The organism is Dehalobacter sp. TBBPA1, from assembly GCF_040931655.1.
Classification (GTDB): Bacteria; Bacillota; Desulfitobacteriia; order Desulfitobacteriales; family Syntrophobotulaceae; genus Dehalobacter; species Dehalobacter restrictus.
On the sequence record NZ_CP162385.1, the window covers coordinates 2,513,356 to 2,531,677 of the forward strand.

Consider the following 18,322-nt stretch of genomic DNA (forward strand, 5'->3'; position numbering starts at 1 on the left):
AAAGGGGGTAAACCAGATGGATAACGATCAATTTCAGGAACTGGTACTGGATCAATTGGGTTCTCTTGGGAAAAGAATGGAACGACTTGATAACCGGCAGGATCGGTTTGAAGAAGGGCTGCAGCAACTTCACTTTGATCAGCAACAGCTCAAGACCGGTCAGCAGCAGCTTCACTCTGATCAACAAGAGCTCAAGGCAAGTCAGCAGCAGCTTCACTCTAATCAGCAAGAGCTCAAGGCAGGCCAGCAGCAAATCTGGACGAGTATAGATACAATTGCTGTTAGCCAAGAGCTGATGCAGCAGGACATACAAACGATTAAGGGGGACATCATCCATACGCGCCAAAGCCAAGCGCGTGTGGAGCATGATCTTTCTGGAAAAGTCAATGCTTTATTCGATTTCCGCGAGAGTCAAATCGAAACCAATCAACGTGTTTCTGAAAGACTAGAACGGCTTGAAGCTAAACGATAAATATTTTCTCTAAATTTATTTATTTTCTTAATTTTATATGAGGTCTTTTCTTTTTATAACCGTTTAATTTGCCTTGATTAAGAAGAAATTTTTCCGTTGAAATATGTCAGGTCACCTTCTGGATAATGCCAGACTGCCTTTAAAATGGTCGGTTTGAAAATGCCGTTCTCATTCCTCTCATAACCTTCATATACCGCCGACCAGGGGATGCTTTGCTTACTGCCGTCAAAACCTACAGCCATTCGGTCATTGGTGGTAAATTCAAACATTTTTCCCACTTCATTGAAGGTAAAGATGCCGCTCGCACTTATACTGAAGGAAGTAATCGACGCTTTGGCATGCGTATCGTCAATCGCTTCCCAAGTGATGTAGTCTTGTAAGGCAATGTTCGGTACATACAAACTCTCTGCGAGAACCGTTACCAGACAGGCCTTATCCATTTCGACACCTTTTTGGTCAAACAGCGTAAAGGCTTTGGCGATCACGCCTTTCATGGAGCCCACGCTCTGATTGTAGCTGTCGAAGCCCTGAAAAGGTATTCCGTACATCGCACTGTCAATGAAAGCCAAGCGGTTCGGCGTTTCAACAAAGTTGTACTGCGTATAGTCAATGGTAAGCGTTGCTTTATCCACGCCGGTGGAGAAAGGTACATCTTTAAATTCGGTTTTCATCCAGGACATTTTGGAAGTACCGATATAGCCGCAGTGATTAAAATATTTTTGTACAGGCTCAGGCAGATGGGCAATATCCTGCTGCGAAAACATTTCTGTTTCCGGTCGGGTCTCGGAAATAAGCTGGGCAGCCGTCTTATTAAAGTCTGATTTTAAAGACGAATAGGGTTGGATAAAGTAAACGACGGCCAGCAAAATAATCGCTGCAAGAATACCTGTAACAACACCTAACGTTATCATTTTTTTACTCCTTAATCTTTTCATTTTCATTCTCCATCATTTCGATATTGCGGCCGAGCTTGACTAGCCCTTGGTAAAATCCATTTGTTGATTCAGGTTCAAATCCGTTAAAAAGCTTCTGCATGAATGCTAATTCCCTGTGTCTCCGTTCGCCAAAATAGGTGTTAAATTTGGGGGTGAGTGCAATTCTCAAAGCTCTGGCATCATTTTTGTCTTTGGAGATAGTTATAAATCCGCTTGCTTCGAGCGTCGCTGCCAGGCGTTTGGCATTCTGCCTGGAATAACCGATATAATCAGCTGCTTCGCTAACCGTCGGCGGTTCTTCAAAACGGGCTACACTGACTAAAAAAAGCCACTGCTTAATGGTAATATTCTGATCAAAAGCATCCCCAAGTACCTGCAGCTTGTTTGACAATACAAAGATAGTTCCGAAAATATCAGCCTGCTGTTCCAGTTCGTTCATTATTTTTTACCTCCATAAACACAAAAAAGGTAACATGTTACTTTTTTAGTATACGTAACATGTTACCTTTTGTCAATAACCAGCCTGCTCTCTTCCGCTAAGACATAGCAAAACTGAAGATGTGCGGTATAACATTCAATTTTTATAAACAAATTATGTAAGCGAAGTCAACCTGTAAGCCGAGTTCTGTACCTCTTGCGAGGTGATGATCATCTATCTAGGACTGCCGTTACCGACAGTCTCAAGCGACCTTACCCGGGAACAGAGCGGGCAGCTCCATCGTTCCTCTATTTGGTCTTGCTCCAGGTGGGGTTTGCAGGGCCAGCCAGTTACCTGACTGCCGGTGAGCTCTTACCTCACCTTTCCACCCTTACCGCTTGGCAGCGGCGGTATATCTCTGTTGCACTTTCCTCGAAGGGATTCTCCCCCCGCCGGGCGTTACCCGGCACCCTGCCCTGTGGAGCTCGGACTTTCCTCAGAGACGACCTTTCGGCACTTGTCCCCGCGACCATCCGATTGACTTCGCTATCCAATCTTACTAGATTATTTGTGTTTGGTCAAATAATTCTTAAGCGTATCTAAAGTAAATCGCCGTAATCAATTTGTTGCCTATTTCATATAGCGTATATCAGGAATTCAATGATTTGTTTCGACATTAGTTGCTTCGACAAATTACGGCGTAATCACAGTATATCATTCCAAAAACAAAATTCAAGCTACAATTTATAACACTATAATCAAATTTTCCCTATAATTTTGTAATTATTTTAATTCTTAGTTATGCACAAGTTGTGAACAAATTGTGCATAACTTTTGAGTTCTTATGATCATCCGCCCAAAAATAACCAGGACGCTATTGGAACCAACTATAGATTTATCTTTCAGACAATTCAGTCATGTTGATAACTTTATCAACGCTTCAACCACGGTATTTTGCTCGCCGCGCTGATAACCAGTTCTACGTCATCCATTGTTCGATCGGCTCTAATATAATCGTAAAGTGCATGGATCATTGGGATTTCGCTAAGAAAATGCCCGAGCTCACCGACGGCCATACCTGATTCGAGACAATCCAGCACGTTATGGTAGCCGATCTCTCCTGTGATATATAAATCAGCACCCTTAAAGGCAGCCTTCGCCACAAAACTGCTTCCGCTGCCATTTAAAATGGCAATTTTTTTGATCTTTCTGTCAGGATCTCCTGCCAATCGCACTGAAGAACAGTCATGGCCATACTTCTCCGTAAGCTGCTTCAGAAATCCTTCCCACAAATCGGCTAGTCTGACAGGTTTCAGTAATGTTCCGATCACCCCGTATCCTCTGGGTTTCCCGGTATTTCGGAGTGGTATCAGGTCGTAAGCGGGTTCTTCATACGGATGTGCCTTATGCAAAGCCTTAATCGCCCTGCCAAGGCTGCGCTCTTCGACAATGCTCTCGAGCCGGATCTCGGGTACTCTGGTCAGCTCTCCAACTTTTCCTATAGTTGGCTCGGCTCCGTCCAGCGCCCGGAACATGCCTTCACCGTTCGTCTGGAAGAAACATTCGCTGTAGGCATCACTGTGCTCGCCATCGGTAATTCCACTGCCGACGCCTTCGGCGGTCAGAGCCTTCCGGATGGTCTCGACGTGTTCTTCCGGAACAAAAGTGACGATCTTAATCAGTTTCTCAGCAGAGGTGGTTTCCAGGAACTCTGTTTTCTGCAGTCCGAGCATTTTCGCAAACTTCAGGCTCGACGACAGATACGACTGGTCCAGATTCGTGTGGGCAGCATAAAATGATATCCCATTGCGGAAAAGCGATAGGGGGGCCAAGGCCGCCTGGTTGTCCATACGGAGATTCTTCAGCGGTTTAAACAGCAGCGGGTGGTGGGAAACAATCAGTTCAGCTTTTTCCGAAACAGCTTCTTCGACGGCTTCCATGGTTCCGTCCAGCGTCAGTAAAATCTTATTGACGCGCTGGGCGCTGCTGCCGACCAGGAGTCCGGGATTGTCCCAGTCTTCTGCCCAGGAACGCGGCGCTATCTTTTCGATGAGTTGTTCAACCTGGCCTACTGATACAGCCATCTTTTTATTACCTCCATCATGGCGATTTCCTGCCTCATCTGTTCTGCCCTCTGGGAAACTGCAGCCCTGTTTGTGCGCATCATTTCCAGAACGACCCTTCTGAGATTGCTCGTGGTGTCAGCAATGATGTCGTTTAACCGGGGTTCTTTGCGTTCGATGATCAGCGGTCCGAGCTGCCAGATGAAATTACGCAGCGTCTGTTCCAGATCCTTTGCTGCTTCCAACCCAGGCACTCCGGTACAGTCCGCGGCAATATCCTGAATGACCTGCTTCATCCGCTGTTCGACTTCCTCTCTATCCAGACCTTCTGAGCGGGACAGGCAAATGACGGTATACAGCCTGCCGTCTTCTTCTGTCAGACATTCTTCGCTCAGCCTCCAACCCTCAGAAAGCAGTTCGAATCTGACCCTGTTTTCTGCGCCCTGCGGCTGAAGGATCAATGTCTGAACACTCTGCAGTACGTCCGGCTTCGTGGCGAGTATTTCGAGGATCGTCACGCCGCCCATACCGGCAATGACCAATGTATCGACTTCTCCGGACTCCAGCGGAATCAGTCCGTCTCCGTGCCGGATCTGGATGTTGTCCTGTAATCCATAGGCTTTAACATTTTCGACAGCAGATTCATAAGGCCCTCTGTGGACATCTACCCCGACAGCCTGGCAAATCACTCCGGCCTGTACCAGATAGACAGGCAGATAGGCGTGGTCCGTACCGATATCCCCGATTCTGGCGCCGGCGGGCACCAGTGACGCAATTGTCTCCAGGCGGGAGCCAAGCTTTATGGCCGTTTTATTTTCCAGCTTATTATCTTGCTGTTCTGAAACCATTGTATTCCTCAATGTTATCATCCCTATAACAATAAACTCCGGCTTGCACCAGAGTTTTGTTTTTGATTTCAAATTCATTATTTTTGGTGGTGGGCCCACCTGGGATCGAACCAGGGACCAACCGGTTATGAGCCGGCCGCTCTACCGCTGAGCTATAGGCCCAAAAAATATGGCTCCCCGAGCTGGATTCGAACCAGCAACCTATCGGTTAACAGCCGATTGCTCTACCGTTGAGCTATCGAGGAAAGCCTGCGACGTTTATTATACGGAATTATTGCGCGATGGTCAAGCATGTTTTATCAATTTTATCTTGCGTTATCTGGATTTATCTCAACTTTTCTTAATCCTTTTTAGTCTTATTTATTGTCTTTAGCATAACAAGAATTTTTTAAGAAAATCCTGATTTTTAGTCTAAATAATCCTTCAATTTTTTGCTGCGGCTTGGATGGCGGAGCTTGCGCAGCGCCTTGGCCTCGATCTGCCTGATTCTTTCTCTGGTTACGCCGAATTCCTGGCCGACTTCCTCCAAAGTCCTGGTGCGTCCGTCATCGAGTCCGAAACGCAGTCTGAGGACTTTCTCTTCTCTTGGGGTGAGCGTCTCAAGGACCTCTTCAAGCTGTTCCTTGAGCAGGATGAATGACGCGGCTTCAGAGGGAGCCGGAGCATCCTCGTCGGGAATAAAATCTCCGAGGTGGGAATCTTCCTCTTCCCCGATCGGTGTTTCCAAAGAAACAGGTTCCTGAGCGATCTTTAAGATCTCCCGCACACGTTCTTCCGGTATCTCCATGACCTTGGCTGTTTCATCCGGGGTTGGATCGCGGCCCAGTTCCTGCAGGAGCTGTCTGTTGACCCGGATCAGTTTATTAATCGTTTCGACCATATGAACCGGTATGCGGATCGTTCTGGCCTGGTCGGCGATCGCGCGCGTGATGGCCTGTCTGATCCACCAGGTTGCATACGTACTGAATTTAAAGCCTTTGCGGTAATCAAATTTTTCCACAGCTTTAATCAGACCAAGATTGCCCTCTTGGATCAGGTCCAGGAAAAGCATGCCGCGGCCCACATAGCGCTTGGCAATACTGACCACCAGACGCAGGTTTGCTTCCGCCAGACGGCGCTTGGCCATTTCATCCCCGGCCTCCATCTTGAGAGCCAGTTCAATCTCATCTTCCGCTGTCAGCAAAGGAACCCGGCCGATCTCCTCCAGGTACATCCTGACGGGATCGTCGATCCCCACACCTTCAGGAATGGAAAGGTCAATGTCTGTTTCATTAGCGATCTCGTCGGCAAGATCTTTTGTTTCTTTGTCGATAACCACTTCGACGCTGTCGTCAACAACATCAATGCCGAGCCCGCTCAGCTGGTCATAGATCTCCTCAATCTGGTCCTCAGAAAGGTCGACCTTCTGCAAAGCATTGGCAATCTCATCATAGGTAAGATTACCCTTGGTTTTGCCCAGCTCAATTAAAGTCGAGACATTTTCCTTTTTCATTTCATCTACGGTCACGGAATTCTCCCCTTCCAGCGGATAATTCGCAACAAATTGTTTCTTATTATTTCTCGCCACGTTTCAACCGCTCTCCTATCTCCTGGAGCAGGACAAGCGCCCCAGCCATATCTCCAGTTTTTTCCAACAAAATCATTTTGGCCTGCAAATCTTCGATCGTCTCTTTCTTCTTTGTCTCCTTAATCAAAGCAATGCAGTCCTTAAGGAGCATATCGGCTTTATCGAAATCGATGGACAATTCATATATTTCGGCAAGACGCCTTTGAACCTTCTCATACCAGCTGTCATCATTGATAAGATTCAAACTGTTTTCCGGGAAATTCTCGAAGATATATCTATGTTCCTGCAGCCTCCAAAATTCCTTATCCAGGTTGTCGGCTACTTGATTTTTATAATTGGGATTCTCCAGGATGATTCTGAGAATGGTCTGTTCGGCCCGGAAAACTCCTAAATGGACATAAGATTCGTTAGAACTGTCAATGTCCGTCCCTTCTATAGTATTTCTTTTTTTTACAGAAATATCCTGTTGTTGCGAAAAAATTTCGGAATTGCCCCTGTTTCCTCTGGTTTTCTTCGTCAAGCTGTCGATCTCGTGCTGAACTGCTTCGAGCGTGAGACCGAGCTCCAGACTTAGATATCTTTCATATCCTTCTTTCTCAACTACGCTTGAAACTTTAAGGATATCGGGAGCAAGCTTTCTGATCAGCTCTGCTTTATCCGGTATGGTCCGCAGGGGGGTGTCCCGGATCAGCATTTTATATTTAAACTCGATGAAAGTAATGGTATTTTCGAGTTTCTTGCGGAATTCAGCGACGGTGTGCTTTTTCAGGAATTCATCAGGATCCTTGGCATCCTCGAGCAGCAGCACCTGAATGTTCAGGCCTTCATCAAGAAGGATCTCACCGGCGCGCAGGGCTGCCTGAATCCCTGCCTTATCCGAGTCATAGCCGATTACGATCTTGCCTGAATATTTTTTAAGCAGCCTGGACTGATCCTTAGTCAGGGCGGTTCCGAGTGAGGCGACAGCATTTGTGAAGCCTGCTCTCTGCGCTGCGATTGTATCCATATACCCTTCAAGGAGTAAAGAATACCCTGCCTCCCTGATTCCCCGGGAAGCCAGATGAATGCCGTAAAGATTGCGTCCTTTATGAAAAAATTTTGTTTCCGGTGAATTCAGATATTTAGGTGTAGAATCATCGAGCACCCTTCCGCCAAAAGCAATCGGAGCCCCTTTGACATCGAGGATGGTATAAATCACTCTGTTGCGGAACCTGTCGTAATAACTGATTTCATGCTCACTGGTTTCCCTACGGACAGCGAGCCCGAATTCAGCCAGTTCTTCCGGTGCGACTCCTTTGTCTGCAAGCTCCCTGATCAAGCCATCCCACCTGTCCGGCGCAAACCCAAGACGGAAATCCCGGATGACTTCGGGGCCAATCCCTCTGTGTTCAAAGTAAGCCAGTCCATCCTGTCCTTCGGGACGATGCAGAAGCACGTCGTGGTAGTAGCAGGCAGCCCACTCATGAATCTCCCGCCAGCGGCTGCGCTGGGCTTCGTTCTTCCTTTCCTCCGAAGAAAGCTCTCTTTCCGGCAGCGCCATCCCATACTTCCCGGCTACCTTCTTCAAAGCTTCGATGAAGGCTAAGCCTTCTTTCTTCATCAGGAAAGAAAAAACATTTCCGCCGGTGTGGCAGCCAAAACAGTAGAACATCTGACGATCGGGATTTACATTGAAACTCGGTGTCTTTTCAGAATGAAACGGACAAAGCCCTTGATAGTTTTTGCCCGTACGTTTCAGCACCACATGTTCAGAGATAATTTCAACAATGTCAGCTTGGCGGCGTACTTCTTCAATAAAATCCTCAGATATTTTATAATCCATACCAGCACGCCCTTCATGGATTTACGTTTTTCTGACAAGTCTTTATCTTTTTCGATAAACTTTTTATTTTTCCTTCTTATTTTGAGACAATTTTTTGCACTTTTTGTTTAGTACTTTATCTCCCTGCTATTCTTTAGGAATAAAAAGATGTTTGAAGATGCTGATGGCATAGTTATCTGTCAGACCCGCAACATAGTCAGTGATGGCTTGTTTCAGATCTCCCCCTGTCCATCTCAGATAATCTTCAGGCAGAATTTCCGGGTGATGCAGGTAGTAATCGAAAAGAATTCCCAAAATCAATCGGCTTTTGCTGCGTTCCTCCTGCAGTGAGCTGCTGTAGTATACTCTCTCAAACATGAAGTCGCGGAATTCTTTCATGATTGCGGAAATTTCTGCGGACTGACAAATCGTGCCCTTGCCTTCGGAAGCCTGAATCATATCGAGGACCATGGTCGTGATCATTTCGCTGGTGCTGGAGCCGATCTCTTTTCTGATCGTGGCCGGAAGATCGTTCACGGACAGAATCTCAGCGCGCAAAGCATCGTCAAAATCGTGGCAGAGATAGGCAATCCTGTCTCCAATCCTTACAATCTGCCCCTCCAATGTTTTGGGCATCCCAGGACCGGTATGGTGTAGAATTCCGTCCAGAACCTGCTCCGTGAGGTTTAGGCCCTCGCCGTCTCCGGTAAGGACAGTGTAGATTCTGACCGACTGTTCATTGTGTTCAAAATGGCCGATCAGGGAGGCCAGCGTTTCTTCTCCGACGTGTCCAAAAGGTGTATGACCGACATCATGCCCCAGGGAAATTGCCTCAATCAAATCTTCGTTTAAGCTCAGCGCCCGGCCGATAGTCCGGCAGATCTGTGCGACTTCCAGGCTGTGCGTCATCCTGGTTCGATAGTGATCTCCGACAGGAGCAATATAGACCTGCGTTTTGTGTTTCAGACGGCGAAAAGGCTTGCTGTGCAAAATCCTGTCCCTGTCTCGTTGAAACCTGGTTCGAACGCTGCATTCGACTTCTTCTCTCGTTCTCCTTGCTTCGGCACTTTTCGCTGCCAGAGGCGAGAGCCGCTGAAATTCATGTTCCTCCGTTCTTAACCTGATCGACTGGGACATCTATAACCACCTTCTTCACAAGAATCAAAAGGGATCAGACGCGAAAACAAAAGAAATAGCACCTGAGGCCACAATTCCGCCACTTTCTGGCGGAATAAGCTAAGACTTTGTACTTCGTCTTTTATTTTTCACAAAAAACCTTCAGACGTTCTTTCAATTCTTTAACTGTTTAATTCAACATTAAGTTTAAAAATCCTGCTTAAAGTATTAAATTGTATCATAAAATAAAATATTTACAAAATACTGCAAAAGTCATCTTTTACGTTAAATTGTCAGTTAACTGCGCTCTGGGGCTGATTGCTTACCACATTACGTAAAGACATTATACTGACAAGACCTCTCAATATTCGGGTAGGTAGGTCTGGGTACCATAATACAGCCTACAACTACAACCACCCAAACAAAAAAAATGACGCCTCAATGTTATTGATGACGTCATTCCCATTGGTCTAGGTTTTGATATCGTGCAGTGCCGCTTAAGCCCGATTCTTTAAGGCAGCCTGCGCAGCGCCTAGGCGGGCAATTGGTACGCGGAAGGGTGAACAGGAGACATAGTCCAGGTTGATTTCCTGGCAAAATTCGATTGAGGAAGGATCTCCGCCGTGTTCACCGCAGATTCCGATTTTGATGCCCGGATTTGTTTTACGTCCGAGATCGACGCAGATCTTCATGATCCTGCCAACGCCGTCCCGGTCTAAGACTGCAAATGGGTTATTGGCCAAGATATTCTGGTTCAAATAGTCGGGCAGGAATTTGCCTTCAGCGTCGTCACGGGAGAAGCCTAAAACAGTCTGGGTAAGGTCATTGGTTCCAAACGAGAAGAACTCGGCAAATGGTGCAATTTCGTCTGCGGTAAGCGCCGCTCTCGGCACTTCGATCATCGTTCCGATTTGGTAGTTGATCTTGACGCCTTCGGTTTTGATGATTTCCTGAGCGATTTCCTCGGTTTGCTTGCGCAGAATTTCAAGTTCTTTATGATGAATGACAAGCGGGATCTTGACATGCGGACGCACGTCAACTCCTTCTTTCACGAGTCTAGCTGCAGCTTTAAAAATAGCTCTGGACTGCATCGCGTAGATTTCCGGATACGAGATTCCAAGACGGCAGCCGCGATGCCCGAGCATCGGATTCATCTCTTGGAGACCGCGGACTTTCTTCAGCAGAACCTCTTTAGCCTTGATTTCCTTTTGGACTTTTTCATCCTGCAGGTTGGCCGTGAGTTTTAATTCCTGAATCTCGAGAGCAAGTTCTTCGCCATTTGGCAGGAATTCATGGAGAGGCGGATCCAGCAGACGAATCGTCACCGGCAGTCCGTGCATGGCCTTCAAAATGCCGTAGAAATCGCCTTCCTGCATCGGCAGAAGTTCAGCCAAGGCAGCTTCTCTTTCGGGAAGCGTCTGAGCCAGAATCATCTTCTGGACAATCGGGATACGGGCAGGATCCATAAACATGTGCTCCGTCCGGCAAAGTCCGATGCCCTGGGCGCCGAATTCTCTTGCTTTGGCGGCATCAGGTGGATTATCGGCATTGGCCATAACCTGAAGCTTTCTGATTCCATCAGACCACTCCAGAATTTTTTGGAATTCACCGCTTAAGTCAGGATCCTTCATCGGAACAGTTCCTCTGATGACCCTGCCTGTTGCGCCGTCGATCGTAATCTCGGTACCTTCGGGATAAGCATCATCGCCAATCATAAAGATCTTGTCGGCAAGGTTGATTTTCAAAGCGTCACAACCGCAGACTGCAGGTTTGCCCATATGTCTGGCTACAACAGCAGCGTGGCTGGTCATGCCTCCTCTGCTGGTCAGAATCCCTTGGGCTGCAAGCATGCCGTGAATATCGTCCGGGGTGGTTTCCGTACCAACGAGGATGACTTTTTCTCCGGCCTGGCCAAGCTTTTCGGCTTCATCCGCACTGAAGATAATCTTGCCGGAAGCTGCTCCAGGTGAGGCAGGCAGTCCTGTCGCTACAACATCGAGCTTCGCGGCATCATCGATTCTGCGGTGCAGCAGTTTTTCCAGCTGATGCGGATCAATTCTCTCGACTGCTTCTTCTTTGGTGATGAGGCCTTCCTGACAAAGTTCAACAGCAATGCGGATCGCAGCAGAAATCGTACATTTTCCGTTACGGGTCTGGAGTATGTAGAGTCTGCCTTTCTCAATCGTGAACTCGATATCCTGCATGTTTTTATAATGGTTTTCCAGATTCTTGGCGATCTCACTGAATTGGCGGTAAATTTCCGGATTGTCACTTTGCAGGCTATCAATCGAAAGTGGTGTACGGATGCCTGCAACGACATCTTCACCCTGGGCATTCATCAAATATTCCCCATACAAGTGTTTTTCACCGGTTGACGGGTTCCGGGTAAAGGCCACGCCCGTACCGGAGTCATTACCCATGTTGCCAAATACCATCGACTGGACGTTGACGGCGGTGCCGTAGCTGTCCGGAATACCATTGGCTTTCCGGTACACGATCGCCCGGTGGTTGTTCCAGGATTTGAAAACGGCGGTGATCGCTTCCTTAAGCTGTTCATACGGATCATCAGGGAATGGTACGCCGGTCTCCTGCTTAACAAGCGCTTTAAACTTGATCACAAGTCCTTTCAGGCTTTCCGGAGAAAGCTCGGAATCGAACGTCACACCCTGCTTTTCTTTGACTTCTTCCAGGATATTCTCAAATTTGTGGCTGGCAATTCCAAGTACGACATCGCCAAACATCTGGATAAAGCGTCTGTAGCAGTCAAAAGCAAATCTCTCATTGCCTGTTGCCTTGCTGACGCCGCTGGCTGTTCCTTCGTTCAAACCGAGGTTCAGGATTGTATCCATCATCCCAGGCATGGAAACCCTCGCACCGGAACGGACCGAAACCAGAAGCGGATTTTCGGGATCGCCAAATTTCTTGCCGCTTGCCCTCTCGACATCCTGGATTGCGGGAAGGATCTGTTCCCATAATCCTCCGGGCAGCTGCTCGCCGCAGTCATAGTATTCGAGGCAGGCTTCCGTGGTAATCGTAAAGCCTTGCGGGACATTCAGTCCGATGTTGGTCATTTCAGCCAGGTTTGCTCCCTTGCCTCCAAGAAGGTTTTTCATGTCGGCACTGCCTTCACGAAACAAGTACACATATTTTTTGTCAACCATCTTTTCTCAACTCCCCGTTTATTGTTACTTTCTGCAGAATCACACTTGCGGTTTCTTCGACCGCTTTATTGGTGGTATCTATGATTACACAGCCAATCTTTTTCATGATCTGTTTGGCATAGTCGAGCTCTTCCATAATTCTGTTCAGATTGGCATAATCGGCAGATGCTCCAAGTCCCAGCGTTTTCAGCCGTTCACTGCGTATTTGGTTCAGTTTTTCCGGGCTTAAGATCAACCCGAAGACTTTATTCCGGGGAACTTCATACAGTTCCCGGGGCGGTGTCACTTCCGGCACCAGCGGGATATTCGCAGCCTTAATCCCTTTATGGGCAAGGTACATGCTTAGCGGTGTTTTTGAGGTCCGGGACACGCCTATTAGGACGACATCAGCATACAGCAGTCCTCGCGGGTCCTTGCCATCGTCATATTTAACTGCAAACTCCACAGCCTCTACCTTCCGAAAGTACTGTTCATCCAGTCGGTGCGTAACATTGGGTATATTTTTGGGATCAAGTCCGGTTTTATCAGCCAATGCCGAAATCAGCGGACTCAAAATATCGATGGTGATCAGATTTTTTTCCTTGGCCCGTCGTTCTATGTAGAGCCTCAAATTTGTCAGGACCAGCGTGTAAACGAGAATTGCCTGTTCCTCTACCGCTTCTTCCAGGATGTCATCAATATGCGTTTCGTCCAGAACATAAGGCACCCGGCGAATTTTTGTCTTTATTCCGTTAAACTGTGCTGCTGCCGCTCTGCTGACAAACTCTGCCGTCTCTCCCAGCGCATCGGAAATTACATAAATTACCGGGATTTGATCGGTCACCAAAACACCCCCTCGCTTTCTCCTCTAAAACCACTTTGCGGTATTTGGAAATTTATCCTGGCCCAGTTCTACAAATAGGCTGGTTACATTGGTCTTTGTAAATCTGCCAACTACCTCAAAACTTTCGCGGCCTCCCTCATTGATATAGCTTTCGACGACCGGAAGCGTATCAATTTGGTGCTGTACCAGCTTTCTGGCGGCCTCGAGTACGGATTCATCGGATGCAGCCATGATAATATTCGGCATCCTGGTCATGATGACACTGATCGGCATCCCGTGCAGATCCATATTGCCAAGTGAAGCCTTCAGGATATCCTTGCGGGAAACCATCCCCTTAAGCTCACGTTCATCATTAATCACGATCAGGCTGCCGACATTGTTGGTAAACATGGATACGACTGCATCGTAAATCGAGATGCTCTCCTTGACCGCAGCTGCAATTGATTTGAAATCACCGACTCTGAGCTGCCTGAACCTTTGGGCGATAGGTGAAGGTCCAGCATTTCCATTATAAAAATAGCCGACTCGGGGACGCGCCTCCAATACACCCGCCATGGTCAGAATTGTCAGATCAGGTCTTAACGTCGCCCTGTTCAAATTCAGCTGACTGGCTATTTGTTCTCCCGTCATCGGGCTGGATTTTTTCACAAGTTCGAGGATCTTCTCCTGGCGCTCGGAAAGCTGCATTTTTCTCACCCTCCGGAAAATAGAAACTAAAGTTCAAATATCGTAGCACATTGACGGTAATCCAATGATATAGTATGTCATATTACTATATTATATAACATATTCGAAAAAAGGAAAGCCTTATCATTAAAAAGAAAAACAAAAAATATATTTTAGGAAAATATCCAAAATACCTCCAGAAATAATCTAAATCAACCCTCAGAAGAATCAGACATACAGAGACATACAGACGATCAATGTCATCCCTCTGAAAACGAGGGTAAACCTACGCAAGAAGTGTCAGGTCTCCGAGACAGCCCAGGGCTTCCACACAGCTCTTCAACAATCCCAGACGAGCATTTCTGAGCTTTTCATCTTCGACCATGATCATGACATCTTCAAACAGTTTTTCGATCAATGGTACGATCTCAGCAGCAAACGCGTAGGCTTTCCTGAAATCCGCATCGTTCACAGCCGTCCGAATCAGTGGAGCTTTTTCGTGCAAACATTCGGCGAGCGCCAGCTCCGAGCTTACTTGTAAATCGGAAACCTGCCATGCAGCGGCAGCTGCTTTCTTGCAGAGGTTCACGCAACGGACATAGGCGTTGCTGTAGGAGGCAAAGTCAGCTTCATCCCTGACTTGGGCGAGTACTACGGCCTTTTTCATCAGATGAGCAGGCTTTTCTGTTTCGTGGGCCATGACAGCGTCAATCGTATCATAGCGCAGTCCGGATTCCTGGAGCAGGTAGCGGACCCTTTGGACGAAGAAGTCCAGAAGGGCCGGTCTGATCTTCTCCAGCGGTTCCAGCGTGATTCCCTGCACGGTGAATATACTGTAGGACTCTTCGATTAGCCGCAGAAGAGACAGGTCCAGTTCGTCTTGAACCATCAGGCCGACAATTCCAAGCGCCTGACGCCTTAGCGCATACGGGTCCTGCGAACCGGTCGGCTGGATGCCGATCCCGAAAGAACCGACGATCGCATCAAGTTTATCAGCGAGACTGACCACTTTCCCGGTTACAGAGGAAGGGAACGCGTCTCCGGCATGACGCGGCCGGTAATGTTCAAGGATTCCAGCACAAACGGCCGGGACTTCGCCATTGCTTCCGGCATAGTACGCACCCATGATTCCCTGAAGTTCAGGAAAATCGTAAACCATGTGCGACACAAGATCTGCTTTAGCCAGATAGGCCGTCCGGTCGACCAGTTCTGCTTCTTTTGTATCGAGACCCATTTCGTTCGCAATCGCAACAGCCAGTTTCTGAAGACGGGCGACCCTTTGTCCGACAGTACCAAGTTTCTCGTGATACACAACCCTGTCCAGTTTCGGAATCAGGGTATGCAGCGGACTTTTCAGATCTTCCCGGTAATAGAAAGCGGCATCTTCCAAACGGGCTTTGAGCACTTTCTTATTACCTTCTTTCACGATATCGAGTGAGGTTCTGTCGCCGTTCCGTACCGTAATAAAGTACGGCAGCAGCTTGCCGTCTTCCGCCTTGACCGGAAAATAACGCTGATGTTCCTTCATCGGCGTGGTGATGACTTCTCCCGGCAGGACCATATATTTGACATCGACTTCGCCCAGAAGAGCGGTCGGATATTCCACCAGATGGCAGATCTCAGTCAGCAGGTTCTCGTCCTGGTCGACTTTGCCGCCGACCTTAGCGGCCAACAGTTGGATCTGGCTCCAGATATTCTGTTTTCTTTTCTCCTGGTCAGCCAGCACAAAAACCGATTCCAGCGCATTCAGATATTCAGCCGGCTGAACGATCCGGATATAGCTGCCAAGCGTACGGTGGCCACGTGAGGTTCTTCCGGCCTGAATTCCGGCATAGCTGAAAGGGATTACCTCGTCGCCAAACAAGGAGATAAGCCAGCGGATCGGGCGTGCAAAACGGATCTCATAATCTCCCCAGCGCATCGGTTTCGGGAAGTTGAGGCTCGTAACAAGATTCAGTGAGACCTGTGACAGCAGCTTTTCGGTTTCTTCGCCTTTTTGGTATTTTACAGCATACACATAGGGCACGCCATTGATTTCTTTCAAAAAAAAGTCTTCGATGTTGACGCCCTGTCCGCGCGCAAATCCTTCAGCAGCTTTGGTCGGTTTGCCTTCAGCATCAAACGCTGCCTTCTGGGCAGGTCCTTTGACTTCCTCACTGATATCCTGCTGTTTCTCAGCCAGAGCTTCTACATAGAGCGCCAGGCGCCTCGGTGTCACATAGCACTGCAGATTCTTATACGCTAAACGCAGTTCCGCCAGCATTTTTCGGGCATTGTTCTCCAGCTGGACCACTGCACCTGGTGCAAATTTGGCGGGCATTTCTTCCATGCCGATTTCCAATAAAAAGTCCTTGCTCATTTTTATTCCCCCCTTTTTTTCAGTAAAGGAAACCCAAGTGTTTCCCTCTGGGTGACATAGGCCTGGGCACACAGACGGGCCAGGTGTCTTACTCTGGCAATGTACCCGGTTCTTTCCGTCACACTGATCGCCCCCCGGGCTTCCAGAAGGTTAAACGCGTGAGAGCATTTCAGTACATAATCGTAGGCCGGCACGACCAGGCCTGCCTGGACGGTCCGCTCTGATTCCTTCTCGTACATATCAAACCACTGCCGCAGCGCATCGATGTCAGCCACTTCAAAGTTGTAGCGTGAAAAATCAATTTCATTCTGCAGATAAATATCACCGTAGCTAATGTCTCCGACCCACTCAATATCAAAGACGCTGTCCTTGCCCTGAATAAAGGTCGCCAGCCTTTCTATCCCATACGTAATTTCTGCGCAGACGGGTTTGCAGTCAATGCCGCCGCACTGCTGAAAGTAGGTGAACTGCGTGACTTCCATGCCGTCCAGCCAAACTTCCCAACCAAGGCCCCAGGCCCCCAGTGTAGGGGATTCCCAGTTGTCTTCCACAAACCGGATATCATGGTCGGCCGGATTAATTCCGAGCCGCTCCAAGCTTTCCAAATAAAGCTCCTGAACATTATCCGGCGAAGGCTTCAGAATGACCTGGTACTGAAAATAGTGCTGTAGACGGTTCGGGTTTTCACCGTATCTGCCGTCGGTCGGACGTCTGGACGGCTCCACATAAGCCACATTCCAGGGTTCCGGTCCCAGCGCCCGTAAAAAAGTGGCCGGGTTCATCGTTCCTGCACCTTTTTCAATATCATAGGGCTGAGCAATAATACATCCCTGCTCCCCCCAAAACTGGTTAAGGGCCAGAATAAGATCTTGAAATTTCATATGATTTCCTCCGTTCAAAAATAAAAACCCCCATCCATACAGCAAATAATTGCTGCAGGGACGAGAGTATTTCCCGCGGTTCCACCCTGCTTGATTCCAATATACTTACGTAACTTTGTCAGGTAACTTGGAATCCTCTTTAAACCTGATCCGCTCCAGACTGCCCAACCTGTTTTCACCTGTCCGGCTCTCACCCTCCCGGACTCTCTTAGCGGCTATTGCAGGCATCTTTTCCATCTATGCGGACAAAATATTTTCATAAAAAGGAAGCTACTTATATGCAGTATAACCTTTATCTGAGATATTATATGCCAATAAAGCTTCACTGTCAATTCTTCCAGAACTCACTTGTTCCAGAACTCACTGCCTTGTCTCCAGGCCAGGAGTTTGCGTTCAAATTTCTGTTCACAGTAATGGCAAAGGCTTTCGAGGATTTCCTGCCGCATTTTTTTGTTCCAGCGCAGTCGATCAATCTTCACGAGATCGGCCTGGTACAGCTGGCGCATCAGGGCCAGGCTTCCCGGGTTCAGCGCTATGACGATCCGGTTGTTTTTACAGGCCGCGCAAAGAAAACCTCCGGCCTCCGCACTTAAATAGACCTGCTCGCCGGAAAGGTCTCCGCCGCATTCGGTACAACCCTCCATTGACGGCAGATACCCCTGCAGGTGCATGAGCCTGAGCGCATAAGCGGCCTGAGCCATATACGGGTCAAGATGTTTGAGCAAAAAAAGAAAGCTTAAGGTAAGGGTGAACAGTTCCGGATCAGGCTGTTCCCTGACAGTAGAAATATCCAGCAGTTCGACCATTGCCGACGCAGTGATCGTCCGATCAAAATCGTCCCAGAGATGGATGAAGTTTTCTCGGGGCTGAGCCTGATTCACCGTATCCAGTGTTTTCCCCCTGTACAGCAAAAAATCGGCATACGTGAAAAGCTGCGTCCCGCCCCTCTGGGTGCTTTTGGGTTTCCGAACCCCCTTGGCCACAGCCTCCAGTTTTCCTTTTTCCCTTGAAAAAAGCGTGATAAGCCTGTCCGACTCACCATACTCCCTGCTGCGGATCACAATCGCATCCGCCTGATAGACTGCCATCTCCCAACATCATCCCCGGTCGTGTCTTTATTCCCTATTATATCTTCAATAGATGGTATCTATTTGGGTAGCATTCCTATTTATGTAATTTCTATTGACTAAACAGTTAATACATCTAAGAACT

General features: G+C 48.0%; 15 protein-coding genes, 2 tRNA genes and 1 other RNA gene. 1 reads left to right on the plus strand and 17 read right to left on the minus strand.

Translation table 11 applies throughout. The annotated features are described in order from the left end of the window. The first annotated feature begins 16 nt into the window (after nt 1-16). Nucleotides 17-472: a hypothetical protein gene (locus AB3489_RS12380; RefSeq protein WP_368293146.1), complete on the plus strand. Its 456-nt coding sequence runs from the start codon at nt 17-19 to the stop codon at nt 470-472. 77 nt (nt 473-549) lie between these two features. On the opposite strand, the gene AB3489_RS12385 is transcribed toward AB3489_RS12380, so the two are convergent. From AB3489_RS12385 to recO, 17 genes are all read right to left on the minus strand, one after another. After that, nucleotides 550-1,383, minus strand: a complete 834-nt coding sequence (locus AB3489_RS12385) for a DUF6544 family protein (protein ID WP_368293147.1) — start codon at nt 1,381-1,383, stop codon at nt 550-552. 4 nt (nt 1,384-1,387) lie between these two features. Beyond that, complete coding sequence (locus AB3489_RS12390) at nt 1,388-1,846, minus strand: MarR family winged helix-turn-helix transcriptional regulator (RefSeq protein WP_368293148.1); 459 nt, start codon at nt 1,844-1,846, stop codon at nt 1,388-1,390. A gap of 159 nt (nt 1,847-2,005) precedes the next feature. Beyond that, nucleotides 2,006-2,370, minus strand: an RNA gene (gene rnpB, locus AB3489_RS12395) — RNase P RNA component class A. A gap of 387 nt (nt 2,371-2,757) precedes the next feature. After that, nucleotides 2,758-3,909, minus strand: coding sequence for a Nif3-like dinuclear metal center hexameric protein (locus AB3489_RS12400; protein WP_368293149.1), 1,152 nt, complete (start codon nt 3,907-3,909; stop codon nt 2,758-2,760). Further along, nucleotides 3,894-4,757: a tRNA (adenine(22)-N(1))-methyltransferase TrmK gene (locus AB3489_RS12405; RefSeq protein ID WP_368294635.1), complete on the minus strand. Its 864-nt coding sequence runs from the start codon at nt 4,755-4,757 to the stop codon at nt 3,894-3,896. Before AB3489_RS12405 ends, AB3489_RS12400 begins: the two co-directional genes overlap by 16 nt. Before the next feature lie 66 nt (nt 4,758-4,823). Continuing rightward, nucleotides 4,824-4,898: transfer RNA gene (locus AB3489_RS12410), tRNA-Ile, on the minus strand. A gap of 8 nt (nt 4,899-4,906) precedes the next feature. Continuing rightward, nucleotides 4,907-4,981: transfer RNA gene (locus AB3489_RS12415), tRNA-Asn, on the minus strand. 161 nt (nt 4,982-5,142) lie between these two features. Beyond that, a complete protein-coding gene (rpoD, locus tag AB3489_RS12420) occupies nt 5,143-6,228 on the minus strand; it encodes an RNA polymerase sigma factor RpoD (protein ID WP_368294636.1) in 1,086 nt (361 codons plus the stop codon). 61 nt (nt 6,229-6,289) lie between these two features. Further along, on the minus strand, nt 6,290-8,125 hold the full coding sequence (dnaG, locus tag AB3489_RS12425) for a DNA primase (protein WP_368293150.1): 1,836 nt from the start codon (nt 8,123-8,125) through the stop codon (nt 6,290-6,292). A 126-nt stretch (nt 8,126-8,251) separates the two neighbouring features. After that, nucleotides 8,252-9,241, minus strand: a complete 990-nt coding sequence (locus AB3489_RS12430; protein ID WP_368293151.1) for a deoxyguanosinetriphosphate triphosphohydrolase — start codon at nt 9,239-9,241, stop codon at nt 8,252-8,254. A gap of 476 nt (nt 9,242-9,717) precedes the next feature. Continuing rightward, on the minus strand, nt 9,718-12,381 hold the full coding sequence (gene ppdK, locus AB3489_RS12435; protein ID WP_368293152.1) for a pyruvate, phosphate dikinase: 2,664 nt from the start codon (nt 12,379-12,381) through the stop codon (nt 9,718-9,720). Next, nucleotides 12,374-13,204 (minus strand): pyruvate, water dikinase regulatory protein, encoded by an 831-nt coding sequence (locus tag AB3489_RS12440; RefSeq protein ID WP_019225733.1) that lies wholly within the window; start codon nt 13,202-13,204, stop codon nt 12,374-12,376. The genes ppdK and AB3489_RS12440 overlap by 8 nt, the downstream gene beginning before the upstream one ends. A 24-nt stretch (nt 13,205-13,228) precedes the next feature. Then, nucleotides 13,229-13,891 carry a helix-turn-helix transcriptional regulator gene (locus AB3489_RS12445; RefSeq protein ID WP_368293153.1) on the minus strand — a complete coding sequence of 221 codons (663 nt, stop codon included), beginning with the start codon at nt 13,889-13,891 and terminating at the stop codon, nt 13,229-13,231. Nucleotides 13,892-14,156: 265 nt separating this feature from the next. Further along, nucleotides 14,157-16,229 (minus strand): glycine--tRNA ligase subunit beta, encoded by a 2,073-nt coding sequence (gene glyS, locus AB3489_RS12450; RefSeq protein WP_368293154.1) that lies wholly within the window; start codon nt 16,227-16,229, stop codon nt 14,157-14,159. A gap of 2 nt (nt 16,230-16,231) precedes the next feature. Further along, complete coding sequence (gene glyQ, locus AB3489_RS12455; protein ID WP_015044578.1) at nt 16,232-17,110, minus strand: glycine--tRNA ligase subunit alpha; 879 nt, start codon at nt 17,108-17,110, stop codon at nt 16,232-16,234. Between the two features lie 105 nt (nt 17,111-17,215). Then, entirely contained in the window at nt 17,216-17,338 is a 123-nt protein-coding gene (locus AB3489_RS12460; RefSeq protein ID WP_368293155.1) for a hypothetical protein, read from the minus strand. A 116-nt stretch (nt 17,339-17,454) separates the two neighbouring features. Further along, on the minus strand, nt 17,455-18,198 hold the full coding sequence (recO, locus tag AB3489_RS12465) for a DNA repair protein RecO (RefSeq protein ID WP_368293156.1): 744 nt from the start codon (nt 18,196-18,198) through the stop codon (nt 17,455-17,457). Nucleotides 18,199-18,322 lie beyond the last annotated feature (124 nt).

Bases quoted from the DNA above. Each gene is read 5' to 3' on its own strand.
- AB3489_RS12380 (WP_368293146.1), top strand. From the start codon at position 17: ATGGATAACGATCAATTTCAGGAACTGGTACTGGATCAATTGGGTTCT.
- AB3489_RS12385 (WP_368293147.1), bottom strand. From the start codon at position 1,383: ATGATAACGTTAGGTGTTGTTACAGGTATTCTTGCAGCGATTATTTTG.
- AB3489_RS12390 (WP_368293148.1), bottom strand. From the start codon at position 1,846: ATGAACGAACTGGAACAGCAGGCTGATATTTTCGGAACTATCTTTGTA.
- AB3489_RS12400 (WP_368293149.1), bottom strand. From the start codon at position 3,909: ATGGCTGTATCAGTAGGCCAGGTTGAACAACTCATCGAAAAGATAGCG.
- AB3489_RS12405 (WP_368294635.1), bottom strand. From the start codon at position 4,757: ATGATAACATTGAGGAATACAATGGTTTCAGAACAGCAAGATAATAAG.
- rpoD (WP_368294636.1), bottom strand. From the start codon at position 6,228: ATGAAAAAGGAAAATGTCTCGACTTTAATTGAGCTGGGCAAAACCAAG.
- dnaG (WP_368293150.1), bottom strand. From the start codon at position 8,125: ATGGATTATAAAATATCTGAGGATTTTATTGAAGAAGTACGCCGCCAA.
- AB3489_RS12430 (WP_368293151.1), bottom strand. From the start codon at position 9,241: ATGTCCCAGTCGATCAGGTTAAGAACGGAGGAACATGAATTTCAGCGG.
- ppdK (WP_368293152.1), bottom strand. From the start codon at position 12,381: ATGGTTGACAAAAAATATGTGTACTTGTTTCGTGAAGGCAGTGCCGAC.
- AB3489_RS12445 (WP_368293153.1), bottom strand. From the start codon at position 13,891: ATGCAGCTTTCCGAGCGCCAGGAGAAGATCCTCGAACTTGTGAAAAAA.
- glyS (WP_368293154.1), bottom strand. From the start codon at position 16,229: ATGAGCAAGGACTTTTTATTGGAAATCGGCATGGAAGAAATGCCCGCC.
- glyQ (WP_015044578.1), bottom strand. From the start codon at position 17,110: ATGAAATTTCAAGATCTTATTCTGGCCCTTAACCAGTTTTGGGGGGAG.
- AB3489_RS12460 (WP_368293155.1), bottom strand. From the start codon at position 17,338: ATGCCTGCAATAGCCGCTAAGAGAGTCCGGGAGGGTGAGAGCCGGACA.
- recO (WP_368293156.1), bottom strand. From the start codon at position 18,198: ATGGCAGTCTATCAGGCGGATGCGATTGTGATCCGCAGCAGGGAGTAT.